At 75.8% G+C, this 13,782-nt stretch carries 13 protein-coding genes; 7 read left to right on the top strand and 6 right to left on the bottom strand.

The annotated features are described in order from the left end of the window. Positions 1-67: 67 nt before the first annotated feature. The 3 genes from ABZY91_RS20110 to ABZY91_RS20100 are packed head-to-tail and all read right to left on the bottom strand — an operon-like array spanning position 68 to position 2,572. Complete coding sequence (locus ABZY91_RS20110; protein WP_329877891.1) at positions 68-475, bottom strand: RidA family protein; 408 nt, start codon at positions 473-475, stop codon at positions 68-70. A gap of 25 nt (positions 476-500) precedes the next feature. Then, positions 501-1,253: an IclR family transcriptional regulator gene (locus ABZY91_RS20105; RefSeq protein ID WP_329877889.1), complete on the bottom strand. Its 753-nt coding sequence runs from the start codon at positions 1,251-1,253 to the stop codon at positions 501-503. Then, positions 1,250-2,572, bottom strand: a complete 1,323-nt coding sequence (locus ABZY91_RS20100) for a sugar kinase (protein ID WP_355404062.1) — start codon at positions 2,570-2,572, stop codon at positions 1,250-1,252. The genes ABZY91_RS20105 and ABZY91_RS20100 overlap by 4 nt, the downstream gene beginning before the upstream one ends. Before the next feature lie 177 nt (positions 2,573-2,749). Here ABZY91_RS20100 and ABZY91_RS20095 point away from each other — a divergent pair, with 177 nt between their 5' ends. From ABZY91_RS20095 to ABZY91_RS20080, 4 genes are all read left to right on the top strand, one after another. Continuing rightward, positions 2,750-4,075, top strand: coding sequence for an alanine racemase (locus ABZY91_RS20095; protein ID WP_355404060.1), 1,326 nt, complete (start codon positions 2,750-2,752; stop codon positions 4,073-4,075). Further along, positions 4,075-5,751, top strand: a complete 1,677-nt coding sequence (locus ABZY91_RS20090) for a D-aminoacylase (RefSeq protein WP_355404059.1) — start codon at positions 4,075-4,077, stop codon at positions 5,749-5,751. The genes ABZY91_RS20095 and ABZY91_RS20090 overlap by 1 nt, the downstream gene beginning before the upstream one ends. Beyond that, positions 5,748-6,467 carry a bifunctional 4-hydroxy-2-oxoglutarate aldolase/2-dehydro-3-deoxy-phosphogluconate aldolase gene (locus tag ABZY91_RS20085; RefSeq protein ID WP_355404057.1) on the top strand — a complete coding sequence of 240 codons (720 nt, stop codon included), beginning with the start codon at positions 5,748-5,750 and terminating at the stop codon, positions 6,465-6,467. Before ABZY91_RS20090 ends, ABZY91_RS20085 begins: the two co-directional genes overlap by 4 nt. Positions 6,468-6,796: 329 nt before the next feature. After that, positions 6,797-8,392 carry an alpha-amylase family glycosyl hydrolase gene (locus tag ABZY91_RS20080; RefSeq protein WP_355404055.1) on the top strand — a complete coding sequence of 532 codons (1,596 nt, stop codon included), beginning with the start codon at positions 6,797-6,799 and terminating at the stop codon, positions 8,390-8,392. 275 nt (positions 8,393-8,667) lie between these two features. On the opposite strand, the gene ABZY91_RS20075 is transcribed toward ABZY91_RS20080, so the two are convergent. From ABZY91_RS20075 to ABZY91_RS20065, 3 genes are all read right to left on the bottom strand, one after another. Further along, complete coding sequence (locus tag ABZY91_RS20075; protein WP_355404053.1) at positions 8,668-8,937, bottom strand: hypothetical protein; 270 nt, start codon at positions 8,935-8,937, stop codon at positions 8,668-8,670. 113 nt (positions 8,938-9,050) lie between these two features. After that, positions 9,051-9,863, bottom strand: coding sequence for a (2Fe-2S)-binding protein (locus ABZY91_RS20070; protein ID WP_355404051.1), 813 nt, complete (start codon positions 9,861-9,863; stop codon positions 9,051-9,053). 152 nt (positions 9,864-10,015) lie between these two features. Next, entirely contained in the window at positions 10,016-10,675 is a 660-nt protein-coding gene (locus ABZY91_RS20065) for a hypothetical protein (protein WP_355404049.1), read from the bottom strand. Positions 10,676-10,916: 241 nt separating this feature from the next. On the opposite strand from ABZY91_RS20065, the gene ABZY91_RS20060 reads away from it, so the two are divergent. The 3 genes from ABZY91_RS20060 to ABZY91_RS20050 all read left to right on the top strand — a co-directional run bounded on the left by ABZY91_RS20060 (position 10,917) and on the right by ABZY91_RS20050 (position 13,750). Next, positions 10,917-12,356 carry a histidine kinase gene (locus ABZY91_RS20060; protein ID WP_355404047.1) on the top strand — a complete coding sequence of 480 codons (1,440 nt, stop codon included), beginning with the start codon at positions 10,917-10,919 and terminating at the stop codon, positions 12,354-12,356. A 137-nt stretch (positions 12,357-12,493) separates the two neighbouring features. After that, a complete protein-coding gene (locus tag ABZY91_RS20055) occupies positions 12,494-13,024 on the top strand; it encodes a hypothetical protein (RefSeq protein WP_355404046.1) in 531 nt (176 codons plus the stop codon). 42 nt (positions 13,025-13,066) lie between these two features. Next, positions 13,067-13,750 (top strand): response regulator transcription factor, encoded by a 684-nt coding sequence (locus ABZY91_RS20050; RefSeq protein ID WP_329950130.1) that lies wholly within the window; start codon positions 13,067-13,069, stop codon positions 13,748-13,750. Positions 13,751-13,782 lie beyond the last annotated feature (32 nt).

The following is a 13,782-nucleotide window of genomic DNA, read 5'->3' as shown; positions in this document are numbered from 1 at the left end:
GGTTGTTGCCCCCCGCCCCGGGGTTGGGCCCCGCCCACGGCCCGGGCCCTTCCGCGTGGCCGCGTGATCAGCCGACGACGGCCTGGGCGTCGATCTCGACCAGCATCGGCTCCTGCGGGAGCTCGGCGAAGATCGTGGTCCGGCAGGGCTTCACCCCGCCCGGCCTGATGTTCTCGTCGATGAACTCGGCATAGACCTCGTTCATCAGCGGGAAGTCGGCACGCTTGGTGAGGTAGACGCGGAACATCACCACGTCCTCGATCGTGGCGCCGCCCGCCTCGACGATCGCCTTGACGTTCTCCAGCGTCCGCCGGGTCTGGGCCTTCACGTCGCCGTGGAACAGGTACTCGCCGGTGGCCGGGTCCTGCGGGCCCTGACCGGACACCTGGAGGATCGGGCCCTTGCGGACGCCCTGGGAGAACATCCACGCCGGGGCGGGGGCGCCGTCGGTCCGGATCTCGGTCTTGTCGCTCATGCGCTTCCTTCGTTGCGGTGATTGCTCAGGTGGTCGGCGGCGTCTGGCCGCAGTCGGCGGAGACGGCGCGGGTGGTGGCGAGCAGCTGGGGCAGCAGCTCCAGCACCTGCTCGTACGGGAGGACGACGTCCGGCACCGAGATCGAGGCGGCGGCGACCACCCGGCCGCTGGCGTCCCGGATCGGTGCGGCCACGCAGTTGATGAACGCCTCGTGCTCGGCGTGGTCCTGCGCCCAGCCCTGGACGGCGACCTTCTCCAGTTCGGCCAGCAGTGCCTCGGGCGTGGTCAGGGTGCGGGCGGTGTGCGGGGTGAAGTCGATCCCGGCCACCACCCGGCGGCGCTCCGGCACCGGCAGGTCGGCCAGCAGCACCTTGGAGACCGCGGCGCTGTGCAGGGCCGCGCGCAGGCCGATCCGCGAGTACATCCGCACCGGGTGGCGGGAGTCGTACTTGTCGATGTAGACCACCTCGCCCCCCTCGTACGCGGCCAGGTGCACGGTCTGGCCGGTGGCGGCGTTCAGCTCGGCCAGGTGCGGCGCCGCGATCCGGCGGACCCCGCGCTGCTCCAGCGCCAGGCCGGAGAGGGCGAAGAGCCCGGCGCCCAGGTGGTAGCGGTACGCCGGATCGCGGTAGACGAATCGTTCCTCTTCGAGGCTCTGGAGCAGCCGGAGCACGGTGGTCTTGTGCACGCCGAGCACCTCGGCGAGCTGGTCCAGCGAGCGCTCGCCCTCGCCGAGCTCGGCGAGGATGCGCAGGGCGCGGGTCACGGTCTGGCTCATCGTGCTCCAAGGGCCGGGGAGGCGGCCGGTCGGGGGTCGGCGGCACCGCCCCCCGGCGCCGGCGCGGCCGGAGCGGGCGTGGCCGCCGCGGGTGTCGCCGTGGCGGGCGCCGACACGCTGGAGGCCGGGGCGGTCCGTGCGACCGCGGGCAGTACAGGGGACACGATGCCATCCGCCGACACCCGGGTGGACGCCCAGTCCTCCGGGGAGGCTGCGAGCAGGGCGGCGACCACCGGCTCCGGGGGCAGCTCGGCCTGGTCGCCGTCGGCGGTCAGCGCGCACGCCGCGCTCAGGTGGCCGAGTCGCAGACGGCGCCGCTGGTCGAGGCCGCGCACCGTGCCGGCCAGGTATCCGGCGGCGAAGGCGTCGCCGGCCCCGGTCGCCTCGACCACCTCGACGGTGAGCGCCGGCTCGCTGACGGTGCTCCCGTCCCGCTCCAGGGCGGTGACCAGCCGGGCGGCGTCCTTGACCACCAGGGTGGCGGGGGAGGGGAACCGGCGGCGCAGCTCGTGCGGGTCGCCGACGCCGAACGCGGCCTCGGCCTCGTCGGCGCCGATCAGCAGGAGGTCGGCGGCGTCCAGCAGCGGCGGGAGCACCGAGACGTCACGGTCGCGCCAGAGCGCCGGGCGCCAGTTGAGGTCGAAGCTGACCAGACGGCCCGGACGGCGGTCGGCGAGCAGGGCGCGGAGCAGGGCCAGGCAGTCGTCGGAGAGCGCCGCGGTGATGCCGGAGAGGTGCAGCAGCCGGGCGCCGGCCAGTAGCCGGGCTGCGGCCGGGTCGGCGAGCAGGGCGGGGGAGAGCGCGGCGGCGGCGGAACCGCGCCGGTGGTAGTGGAGCCGGCTGCGGCCGGGACCGAGGTCGAACCGGTCGCCGGTGGAGCCGCCGATCTCCTTGAGGTAGAGGCCGGTGGGGCGGTGCGGATCGACGGCGACCGCCGAGACGTCCACCCCGCGTGCGGTGAGCTCGCCGAGCAGGCGGCGGCCGAAGCCGTCGTCGCCGACCCGGCTGATCCAGGCGCTCGGCACGCCCAGCGCGGCCAGGGCGCCCGCCACGTTCGACTCGGCCCCGCCGACGGATAGTCGGAACGCCTCCACCGACTCCAGAGGGCCGGGCCGGTCGGGCAGGAGGACGGCCATCGACTCGCCCACGCAGACGGCGGCCGGGGTGGCGGGGTCGCGGACGCCCCCCGAGGCGGGCGCGGCGGAGCCGGCCGGGGTGGCCGGCTCGGCCACTGCGGGCCCGGCCGGGTCGGGTCCGGCCGCCGCCGGGCCGCCGAGCGGTGGGGTGCCCGGGCTCACGGCGGCGTCCTGTCGTGGCATCTGCTGGGCTCCTCGGGGTGCTGCGGCCGACCGGGTGGGGGTGCTGCGGCCGACCGGGTGGCCCGCCTGCCGGGGGCGACCGTCGTTGACCTTCGTCCGGCGCCGATGCTAGAACCGTGCTGCCAGCATGTGCAACCCTCGTTGCGTATGTTGCAACACGGCAAATGGAGGAAGACGGTGGACCAGACCTTCGCAAGCAGCGGCACCGGGCCGGGCATCGACACCGGGGCGGTGGCGGCGCTCGCCGACGAGACGCTCGACTGGCGGTTCAAGGCGCTGCCGCCGGCCGCCTGGGGCCTGAGCGTCCGCGACTACCTGGCCACCGGCCCCGCCCTCGCCGACCTCGGCACCCCGCTGCTCACCCTCGACGCCGGCGCGCTCGACCACAATCTGCGGACCATGGCCGCCTGGTGCGCCGAGGCGGGCGTGGCGCTCGCCCCGCACGGCAAGACCACCATGGCCCCCGCGCTGTGGCAGGCCCAGCTGGCCGCGGGAAGCCACGGCATCACCCTCGCCAACCTGCCGCAGATCAGGGTGGCGCGGGCCTTCGGCGTCCAGCGGGTACTGCTCGCCAACACCCTGCCCGACCCGGCCGGCCTCGGCTGGCTGGCCGGCGAACTGGCCGCCGACCCGGCCTTCGCCTTCACCTCCTGGGTGGACTCCGCCGCGAGCGTCCGGCTGATGGACGAGGCGCTGCGGGCCGCGGGCGCCGAGCGCCAGGTCGAGGTGATGGTCGAACTCGGCGGCCCGGGCGGGCGCACCGGCGCCCGCACCGTCGACGAGGCGGTCGAGATCGCCGCCGCCGTGCTGCGTGCGCCCACCCTGCGACTTGCCGGGATCGGCGGCTACGAGGGCGCGCTGGCCCATGACGCGAGCGAGGACGGGCTCGCCGCCGTCCGGACGTACCTGCGGACCCTCGCCGAACTGCACGGACGGCTGGCGAGCGCGTACGCCGACGGCTCGGCGCCCGTGGTCACGGCCGGGGGGAGTGCCTACTTCGACCTGGTGGCCGAGGAGTTGGGGGCCCTTCCGGAAGCCTTCGTGGTGCTCCGTTCCGGTGCGTACATCGCCCACGACGACGGCTTCTACCGGGGGATCTCCCCGCTCGCCCGGGCCGCCGGCGCCGCGGGTGGGACGGACGCCGGTGGGGCGCCGCTGCGCAGTGCGCTGCACGGGTGGGCCCGGGTGGTCTCCCGGCCGGAACCGCACCTGGCGCTGCTGGACGCCGGCAAGCGCGACCTGCCGTTCGACGAAGGGCTCCCGGAGCCGCAACGCGTGCGGGGCGGGGCGGAGTTGACCGGGACCGCGGCGCGGATCACCGCTCTCAACGACCAGCACGCCTTCCTGCGGGACGCGGGCGACCTCGCGCCGATCGGTGCCGTGCTGAGGCTGGGCGTCTCGCACCCGTGCACCGCCTTCGACAAGTGGGCGCTGATCCCGGTGCTCGACGACGCCTCGGCGGCCGAGCCGAAGGTCACCGGGTTGGTCAGGACGTTCTTCTGATGAGCCGGGAGCAGGGGCCGGGCGGCGGGGGCGAGCCGGCGGGCCGGGTGGACCGCGGCCACGGGCCCGGTGCCCGCGAGGTGGTCTTCAAGGGGGCCACGGTCGTCGACGGCACCGGCGCCGAACGGTACCGGGCCGACGTCCGGATCGCCGACGGAGTGATCGCCGAGATCGGCCGCGGTGTCGACGGGGCGCGGGTGGTGGACGCCGACGGGCTGGTGCTGGCTCCCGGGTTCATCGACATGCACGCCCACTCCGACCTCGCCCTGCTGCTCGAACCCGAGCATCCGGCCAAGGTCACCCAGGGTGTCACCTGCGAGGTCCTCGGCCAGGACGGCCTCTCCTACGCCCCGGTCGACGACCGTACGCTGCCTGCCCTCCGCCGCCAGATCGCCGGCTGGAACGGCGACCCGGAGGACTTCGACTGGGACTGGCGGACGGTCGGCGGCTACCTGGACCGGCTGGACCGGACCGGTCCCGCCGTCAACGCCTGCTACCTGGTGCCGCACGGATCGCTGCGGATGCTCGTCGTCGGATGGGAGAACCGGGCCCCGAGCGCCGCCGAACTCGACCGGATGCGCGCGCTGTTGGCCCAGGGGCTGGCCGAGGGCGCGGTCGGGATGTCCAGCGGGCTGACCTACACGCCCGGGATGTACGCCGACACCGCCGAACTCGTCGAGCTCTGCCGCGTGGTCGCCGAGTACGGCGGCTTCCACGCCCCGCACCAACGCTCCTACGGCGAGGGAGCGTTGGAGGGCTACGCGGAGATGGTGGAGATCGCCCGGCGTTCCGGCTGTCCGCTCCACCTGACCCACGCCACGATGAACTTCGGCGTCAACCGGGGACGGGCCGGCGAACTGCTCGACCTCGTCGACCGGGCGCTCGACGACGGGGTGGACCTCACCCTGGACAGCTACCCCTACCTGCCCGGTTCCACCACACTGGCCGCGCTGCTCCCCAGTTGGTCCACCGAGGGCGGCCCGCGCGCCACCCTCGACCGGCTGGGCGATCCCGCGGTGCGCGAGCGCATCCGGTACGAGGTGGAGGAGAAGGGCAGCGACGGCTGTCACGGGGTGGTCACCGACTGGGCCACCATCCAGCTGTCCGGCGTCCGGAACCAGGAGCTGGCCGACGCCGTCGGGCGGTCCGTGGCCGAGCTCGCCGCCGAGCAGGGCCGCTCCGGGACGGAGGTCTTCCTCGACCTGCTGCGCCGCGACGAGCTGGCCACCACGATCCTCCAGCACGTCGGCCACGAGGAGAACGTCCGGGCGATCATGCGCCACCGTGCGCACACCGTCGGGAGTGACGGGCTGCTGGTCGGGGCCCGGCCGCACCCGCGTGCCTGGGGCACCTTCCCCCGCTACCTGGCCCGCTACAGCAGGGAGGCGGGCGTGCTCACGCTGGAGGAGACGATCGCCCGGATGACCGGCCGGCCCGCCGCCCGGCTCCGCCTGGACCGGCGGGGCCGGATCACCCCGGGCCACCACGCGGACCTCGTCCTGTTCGACCCCGAACGCGTCCAGGACGCGGCCACCTTCGACCAGCCGCGGCGGCCCGCCGTCGGCATCGAGCACGTCTACGTCAACGGCACAGCCGTCGTCCGGCAGGGCCGCACCACGGGCGCGCGCCCGGGGCGGGCCCTGCGCCGAACCGCACGAGGAACCCGAGCCGCATGAACTCTCAGCCCGTCACCGTCGATTCCGTCGACCCGGCCGCCGTCGTCGACCCCGCCGCCCCGGTCGGTTCGGTTGCCGCCGACCCCGCCGTGCTCGCCGCCACGCGCGCGGCGCTGGCCGCCGAACCGGTCATCGCCGTCGTCCGTGCCCCCCGGATACCGGACGCCGCCGCGCTCTGCGCCGCGCTCGCCGAGGGCGGCATCACCTGGACCGAACTCACCTTCACCACACCGGACGTGACGTCCCATGTCGAGCGGGCCGCGCGCGCCGGCTGGCGGGTCGGGGTCGGTACGGTGCTGACCCCGGAGCAGGCCGGGCGGGCGCTCGACGCCGGTGCCTCCTTCCTGGTCACCCCCGGTCTGCGGCCCGAGGTGGCGCACGCCGCGCACGCCGCCGGGGTGCCGGTCGTCCTGGGCGCGCTCACCCCGACCGAGGTGGCCCTGGCGGTCGACCTGGGCGCCGCCGCCGTGAAGATCTTCCCCGCGCGGGCGTTCGGTCCCGGCTACTTCAAGGACCTCCGCGGCCCGTACCCGGACGTTCCGCTGGTCGCCTCCGGAGGCGTCAACGGGGGCAACGCGGGCGAGTTCCTGGCCCAGGGCGCGCTCGCGGTCTGTGCCGGGACGGACGTGGTGCCGCCGGACGTGGTCGCGGCCGGGGACTGGGCGGAGATCACCCGGCGGGCGAAGGCGTTCACGGCGGCCTGCGCGGCGCGGTAGCGGACGGCGGGGCGGGCCCCGAGGCTCCGCAGCTCTGAGGCTCCGCAGCTCCGCAGCTTTGAGGCTTTGAGGCTTCAAGGCTGCGGACCTGCGGGTCACCAGGGTGCGGAGGGTAGGCGGAGCGGTCCGGGAGGGGGCGGGGCGCGCGGGGAGGGGGAGCGGGAGGGCGCTGAAGCGGCGCGGGAGGAGTGCGGGACGACCCGGGGGCTCCTCCCGCCACAGGCCCCCGAGGCCCGCTTCGGCGCCGGGAGTGGTCGCTGCGGACTGTTGGGACGGCCGGGATTCAACGAGAATCGAGAGCCCCCGGCACCCGGCAGGAGGATCCACCCATGACCTCGACCCGCCCCGGCCCCGACTGGCTGGCCGACGCCGTCCTCTACCAGATCTACCCGCAGACCTTCGCCGACTCGGACGGCGACGGAATCGGCGACTTCACGGGCGTCACCGAGCACCTCGACCACCTCTCGTGGCTGGGTGTCGACACGGTCTGGCTCAACCCGTGCTTCGCCTCGCCGTTCCGCGACGCCGGGTACGACGTCGCCGACTACCTGACGCCCGCGCCGCGCTACGGCACCACGGAGGGCCTCGCCGCCCTGGTCGAGGCCGCGCGGCGCAAGGGCATCCGGGTCCTGCTGGACCTGGTCGCAGCCCACACCTCCGACCGCCACCCCTGGTTCCTGGCCTCGGCCGAGGACCCGTTCGACCACCGCTACATCTGGTCCGACGGCCCGGTGGACGGCTTCGTCGCCTCGCCCGGCGGCCGTCCCGGCTGGTACCGGCCCAACTTCTTCGACTGCCAGCCCGCACTCAACTTCGGCTACGCGCGCGAGAGTGCCGACCAGCCCTGGCGGCAGTCGGTGGACGCCGAGGGGCCGCGTGCCAACCGTGCCGCGCTGCGCGAGATCATGGACCACTGGCTCGGACTCGGCCTGAGCGGGTTCCGGGTCGACATGGCCTCCTCGATGGTCAAGGACGACCCCGGCTTCACCGAGACCGGCAAGCTCTGGACCGAACTGCGGGACTGGCTCGACCGCACCCACCCGCAGGCGGCCCTGTTCGCCGAGTGGGGAGAGCCGGCCGCCGCCGTGGCAGCCGGTTTCCACGCGGACTTCTTCCTCCAGTTCGGCGGCGCCGACCAGGGGTTGCCACTGCGCTCGCTCTGGAACAACAACGCCGGAACGGTCGAGGAGTACTGGAAGCAGGGGCCCTGCTACTTCGAGGCCGAGGGGCGCGGCACGCCCCGGGTCTTCCTGGACGCCTGGCGCTCCGCCGCCGAACTCACCGAGGGCGCCGGTTACATCGCACTCCCCACGGCCAACCACGACTTCTCCCGGCTCGCCACCGGACCGCGTACCGCGGAGCAACTCGCCCCGGCCTTCGCGCTGTTGCTCACCTGGCCCACGCTGCCGGCGGTCTACTACGGGGACGAGATCGGCATGCGGTACCTGCCCGGCCTGCCGGACGTCGAGGGGAGCGTGCTCGGCCCGCAGTACAACCGGGCCGGCTCGCGCACCCCCATGCAGTGGGCGCCCGGCCCGAACGCGGGCTTCTCGACGGCTCCCGCCGAGCGGCTCTACCTGCCGGTCGACCCCGACCCGCACCGGCCCGACGTGGCCACCCAGCGGGCCGACCCGACCTCGCTGCTGCACACCGTCCGGCGGCTGATCGCGCTGCGCCGGGCGCACCCGGGGCTGGGGGCAACCGGCTCCGTGGAGGTCCGGCACGCGGGCTACCCGCTGGTCTACACGCGCGCCGGGCGGTACCTGGTGGTGGTCAACCCGCGGCGGGAGCCGGTGGTGGTGGAGCCGGGCGGGGCCGTACCGGAGGGCCGGGCGGTCCGGCCGCTCGACGTGCAGGGGGTGCGGGTGGTGAGCGGGGAGCTGCGGGCGGACGGCTTCTCGTACGGGGTGTTCGAGCTGGTCTGATGCCGCGGGCCGGGGCGGCCGGTCGGTCGGGCGCCCGGTCGGGCAGCCGGTCGGCGGCGGTGGCGAGGCCGAGGAGGAGGCGGAGGAGGCGGTCACGGTCTGACCGCTCGGCCGGCCGCGACTCCGGACGGCAGGGGAGGGAGCCCCCCCGGGAGCGGAGTCGGGACGGGCGCGTGCGGTGGCGGCCCGTGGCGCGGGCGGGGTGCCGTGGTGGATCCGGCGGGCAGCGCCCCGGCCACGGAGCCCCCGACCTCGGGCCCCCGACCCGGGGCGGGTCAGGTGTGTCGGCCGGAGGGGCGGCGCAGCAGTCCGTGTCCGGCGCCGGCGAGCCCGCCGACCGCCCAGAGGAGGGCGGCGAACGGCGCGAGGTAGGAGGGCCGGGCGAGCCAGCCGACGGCCACCGCCGAACCCAGCACCGCCGGCGCTCCGACCAGGGCGGCCAGGGCGACCGGTACCCCGGCCGCCAACCGCAGGGAGGCCAGGGCGAGCCAGTACGCCGCTCCGGCCGTGAGCAGCGCCGCCGGGAGAACGAGTACGGACAGCACACCGGGACGATAGCCCGGGCCGGGTCGACTCCGGTGCCGAGGGGTGAACCGGTACCGCCCCGGCCGGCCCCGCCGACCCGGGCGCGGTCAGGGACGGCGGTCGGGTGCGCCGGTCAGGGACGGCGGGGCGGGCGGGTGAAGCAGCAGTCGCCGCAGACGCCCGCCTGCGGGCCGACGCGGTAGTACAGGCAGCAGCTGGTGCGACGGAACGCCGTACCGCCGAGCGCGTCCGGGTGCCCGGGGATCCCGGGGACCCGGGTCGCGATCAACGTTCCGCTGCCGGCCAGCGGCGGTCGGTCGAGCACCTGGGCGACGAGTGCGCGGGCCCGGGCGGGGCCGTGGGGCGGGGAGGTGGCCCCCGGCGGCGGGGAGGTGCGGGCGGTGGCGTGGTCCGCGGTGTGTGCGTCGAGCATGCGCAGGGCGCCGGCCAGGGCCGAGGCGGTGTTGCCCCGGAGCAGCCCGTCGGAGAGCGGCACCACGGCCCGGACGGCCGCCTCCAGGACCACCAACTGCCCCTCGACGACGGTCCGGTGGAAGCGGTCGACGAGGGAACCCCGGTCCGCGGGGGCGGGCCCGGACGGCATCCAGAGGTCGACCGGTCCCTGTTCGGGGACCCGCACCCACGCCCGGTCCGGGTCCAGTTCGGGCACCTCGCCGAGCAGGACGGCCGCACCGAGGCCCACCGAGCAGAACCGGGCTGCCAGGCCGAGGTGCAGGATCGACGCCGCGACCCTGGGCTCGGCCGTCCCGAGCCGCCGCGCCACCTCTCGTACCCGGTCGGCCAGCGGTCCGTCCGGGCCGGGGGCGTAGAACTCCCGCAGCGGACGGAAGCCCGGGGGCGGCCCCTGGCCCGGTGTGGCTGCGACGTCGAGGGCGAAGTAGGGGCCGACGAGGGCGAGCCGGCCGTAGTCGGGTGCGTCGCTCACCGGCCGGCCACCGCTGCGCCGGGGACCCGGGCGGCGGGGCTGACCGGGTCCGGGCGGAAGGCGCGGCCCGGGCGGGGGAGGACGCCGGAGGGCGTACGGGGCTGGGACATCGGACGGGTCCTCCGGTTCCGTGCGGCGGGGTGCGGCGGGGCTCAGCCCCGGACGGTGAAGTTGCCGGTGTCGGTACGGATGAACGGTACCGTGCCCTGGCAGTCGGACACGGGTATCCCGAAGGCGCCCCAGAGCCACCCCAAGCGGTCGTTCCGCCCGTCGTCCTGGACGGTGAGCGAGACCCTGGAACCCACGAGCGGCAGGTCCGGGAACCAGGGGGCCGACCCGCCGGTGACCACACCGGTGGTGATCGCCGTCCGCCCGCCGGCGGCGAGGCAGTCGAGGGTGCCCTCGAAGTCGGCGACCAGGGCGCCGTCCGGTCGGTGGTGGGTGACGTGGAAGCGGCCCCGGGCGCGGCCGGGCGCGTTGTTGAGGTCCGTCCGGGCGTCGACTTCGAAGCGGACGAGGTCGCCCTCCATCCCGGAGAAGTCCTTGGTGAGGGTGGCTCCGCCGCCGCCCCGCACGCGGACGGTCGGCTGGCCGGTCCCGCCGGTCCCGCCGGTCCCGCCGGTCCCGCCGGTCCCGCCGGTCCCGCCGGTCCCGCCGGTCCTGTCCGTCTCGTCCGTCTCCCGGGCGTCGGTGACGGCGGGTGGGGTGGCGGAGGGGGCTGCGGTCACGGGCGCCGCGGTGACCAGTGCCGCCAGCAGGCAGAGGGCGGTGGCGGAGGCGGTGCGAACGGTCGTGATGGTGGGGCGTCGCATGGGGCGGGTCCTTTCGACGGTGGTCGGAGGCGGTCGGCGCCGTGCGGGGTCCGGGTGGGCCGGGTCCGGGGCCGGGGTGTCTCCGGCGAGGTGTTGCGGTCACGCACCAGACTGATCGGTGCACGGCCGTCGCACCTCCCGCTGCGGTGGGGGTCGCCCCCTCCTCAGGGAGGATCTCCGCCTCCCCCGGGAGAGTTGGCCCGAGCGGGCGAACGACCGGCCGGATCGTAGGCTCGTCCGTATGTGTGCTGAACCTTCGGCGAATCGAGCGCAGGCCCGGATCCCGGCCGAGCCGTGGCCCGCCGCCGCTTCCTCCCTCCCGACCCGGGCCGCCCGGGTCCGCCGACCGCTGGGCACCGCCGTCGCGCTGCTGTTGCTCGCGCCCGCCGCGCTGGCACACGCGGGTGAGCACGCCGCCGCACTGCTGGTCGCGGGCACGGCCGCGTTGGCGGCGCTGGTCGCCGTCCTGCCGTGGCCGTCGCCGTCGCGGCGGGTGACGCTCGTGGCGGCGGCGGGCGCGGTGGCCGTCGCCTCGCTGTCGTTGGACCTCGGGTACGCGGGGCCGTACCGACTGCCCGCCTTCTGGCTGCCGTTCGAGTGGGCGGCCCTGCTGGTGCTGGCGGGACGGGTGGCCCGCCGGGCGCGCGGACGGTGGGCCGGCGCGGTCGGGGTGGCGGTGGTGACGGCGGCGGCCGTGGTGCCGCTGCGGTTCACCGCGAGGGTCCCGGACGGCGGCCGGACCGGTTCCGTGATCGCCGTGCTGTGCTCGTTGGTGCCGCTGGCCGTCGTGGTCGGGGCGAGCCTCTACCTGCGCGCGCTGGACGCCCGTCGGGAGCGCGCGGTGACCCGGGCCCGGCGCGCACAGCGTCTCGAAGTGGCCCGCGGGCTCCACGACTTCGTGGCGCACGAGGTCACGGGCATCGTGCTGGAGGCTCAGGCGGGCCAGCTGCCGGGGCTGGAACCGGAGGAGACGGCCGCGCTGCTGCGCCGGCTGGAGGAGGCCGGGCTGCGCGCGCTGGATTCGATGGACGCGATGGTCGGCGCGCTGAGGGATCCGCAGGACGACGGGGAGGGCGCCGGGAACGGTGTCGGCGGGCGGGTCGGGGAGCGGGACGGCGAGGTGGGCGTCGGCGGCGCGGCCGGTCGTACGGCCGGCACCACCCGTGTGCCGGGGCTGGCCGAACTGCCGGAACTGGTCGGTCGGTTCGCCGCGACGGGCGCCGTCCGGGCCCGTCTGGAGGCAGCGCCCGAGACCGTCGGGCTGTTGTCGGCGGAGGCGGACGCCACGGCCTACACCGTCGTCCTGGAGGCGTTGACCAACGTGCGCAGGCACGCTCCCGGGGCCGCGGAGGTGGTGGTGCGCGTGGCGGCCGGCCCGGGCGGCCTCCGGACGGTGGAGGTGTCGGTCACCGACTCCGGCGATGGCGGACGCGGCGTCAATGGCCTGCTGCGCCGCCGCCCGGGCAGTGGTGGCACCGGGCTGGTGGGACTCGCCGAGCGCGTCTCGGCACACGGCGGCACGCTGGCGGCGGGACCGTGGCGGCCTACGGGCTGGCGGACCGGCTGCGTGCTTCCCGCGCGGCAGGCCGATCGGTCGGGCGCGGGCGGAAGGTCCTCCGCCGAAGATCTGCCGAACGGCAGATGGCAGCGGGCCGTCGAAGGACGATCCTCGTCACTGTGATCGAAGCCGGCAGCGCCGACGCGCTGCTCCGATCCGCGTCAACCGGTCGGTGCGACCGCCGCACGCGGTCCTGCCACCACGCAGGGCCGCCGTCGCCGGTCGTGCCGCCGGACCGCTCCCGCCGCAGGAGGCCCTTCATGACCGTCGTGCCCAGCCCCGCCGCCGCGCCCGCCGCCCCGCCGCGAAACACCGCCGCCGCGCCCGCCGCCGTGGCCGCCCGGCCGGGGAGCGCCGCCGAACGACCCGGAAGGTGGGCGTTCCTGCTCGGGCGCCCCGGGCGGTCGGTGGGCCGGGTGCCCGTCCTGGGAGCCGTGACCGCAGTCGTCCTGCTGGCTGCCGTCACGGGCTGCGCCCGGGCCGAGGAGGCCGAGCCCGAGTCGACGCTCTTCGGCTACGCCGGCACCACGCTGGACGTCGTCGTGGCGCATCACGTGCCCACCGACCTGGTCACGGCGGACCGTCAGGACATCAAGGTCACGCGCTGGTTCAAGGCCGACGTCGTCGGCACGAGCACGACCGACTGGAGGCTGGAGGGCGACACCCTCCACCTGGAGGCGAGTTGCTCCGGTCTCGCCGACTGCGACGCGAGGTTCCGGGTCGAAGTGCCGCCGCACGTGGCCGTGCTGCGCGACGGCCGGGCGACCGACCTCAAGGGCCGGCCCTCCTGATTCCGGGGCGGGCGGCCGGCGCCGCCGTGCGAGACTGCCCCCGTGACGAGTCCGAACCCGGAGCCCATCCGCACGCTGATCGCGGACGACCAGGAGGCCGTCCGGCGCAGTGTGCGGCGGATCCTTGAGGCCCAGCCCGACATCACGGTGGTCGGCGAGGCGGCCGACGGTCTCGCCGCGCTGGAACTCGCCGCGGAACTGCGCCCGGACGTCGCGCTGGTGGACATCCGGATGCCGCGGATGGACGGCCTGGAACTGACCGCCAGGCTCGCCGGCCCGGGCGCCGTCACACCGGTGCGGGTGGTGGTGCTGACCACCTTCGACCTCGACGAGTACGTCTACCCGGCGTTGCGGCACGGCGCCTCGGGGTTCCTGCTCAAGCGCTCCGGTCCGGCGCTGCTGGCCGAGGCGGTCCGGGCGGCGGCGAGCGGGGAGAGTCTGATCAGCCCGTCCGTCACCGTCCGGCTGCTGCAGCACGTCACGGAGACCCGGCGGACGGACCGCCGGTCGGCGCCGGTGGCGCCGCTGACCGGGCGCGAGGTGGAGATCGCCGGGCAGGTCGCCGCGGGCCGGACCAACGCCGACATCGCCGCGGAACTCTTCATCTCCCCGGGCACGGTGAAGACGCACGTGGCGAGCATCCAGCGCAAGCTCGGCGTGTCGAACCGGGTCGGCATCGCGGTGCACGCCTGGGAGATGGGGTACGCGGTGCGGACGGGCGCGTAGCCGGACGCGGGGAACCACGGACGTGGGGAACC

This window comes from Kitasatospora sp. NPDC002965 (assembly GCF_040611255.1).
In the GTDB taxonomy this organism is placed as follows: domain Bacteria; phylum Actinomycetota; class Actinomycetes; order Streptomycetales; family Streptomycetaceae; genus Kitasatospora.
The sequence above is the reverse complement of the archived record's forward strand: the minus strand, read 5'-3'. Positions and strand labels throughout refer to the sequence as shown.

What these genes read in the sequence shown, in the direction of transcription:
- ABZY91_RS20065 (WP_355404049.1), bottom strand. Translation starts at nt 10,675, where the DNA reads ATGCGACGCCCCACCATCACGACCGTTCGCACCGCCTCCGCCACCGCC.
- ABZY91_RS20090 (WP_355404059.1), top strand. Translation starts at nt 4,075, where the DNA reads ATGAGCCGGGAGCAGGGGCCGGGCGGCGGGGGCGAGCCGGCGGGCCGG.
- ABZY91_RS20055 (WP_355404046.1), top strand. Translation starts at nt 12,494, where the DNA reads ATGACCGTCGTGCCCAGCCCCGCCGCCGCGCCCGCCGCCCCGCCGCGA.
- ABZY91_RS20105 (WP_329877889.1), bottom strand. Translation starts at nt 1,253, where the DNA reads ATGAGCCAGACCGTGACCCGCGCCCTGCGCATCCTCGCCGAGCTCGGC.
- ABZY91_RS20110 (WP_329877891.1), bottom strand. Translation starts at nt 475, where the DNA reads ATGAGCGACAAGACCGAGATCCGGACCGACGGCGCCCCCGCCCCGGCG.
- ABZY91_RS20100 (WP_355404062.1), bottom strand. Translation starts at nt 2,572, where the DNA reads ATGCCACGACAGGACGCCGCCGTGAGCCCGGGCACCCCACCGCTCGGC.
- ABZY91_RS20085 (WP_355404057.1), top strand. Translation starts at nt 5,748, where the DNA reads ATGAACTCTCAGCCCGTCACCGTCGATTCCGTCGACCCGGCCGCCGTC.
- ABZY91_RS20080 (WP_355404055.1), top strand. Translation starts at nt 6,797, where the DNA reads ATGACCTCGACCCGCCCCGGCCCCGACTGGCTGGCCGACGCCGTCCTC.
- ABZY91_RS20060 (WP_355404047.1), top strand. Translation starts at nt 10,917, where the DNA reads ATGTGTGCTGAACCTTCGGCGAATCGAGCGCAGGCCCGGATCCCGGCC.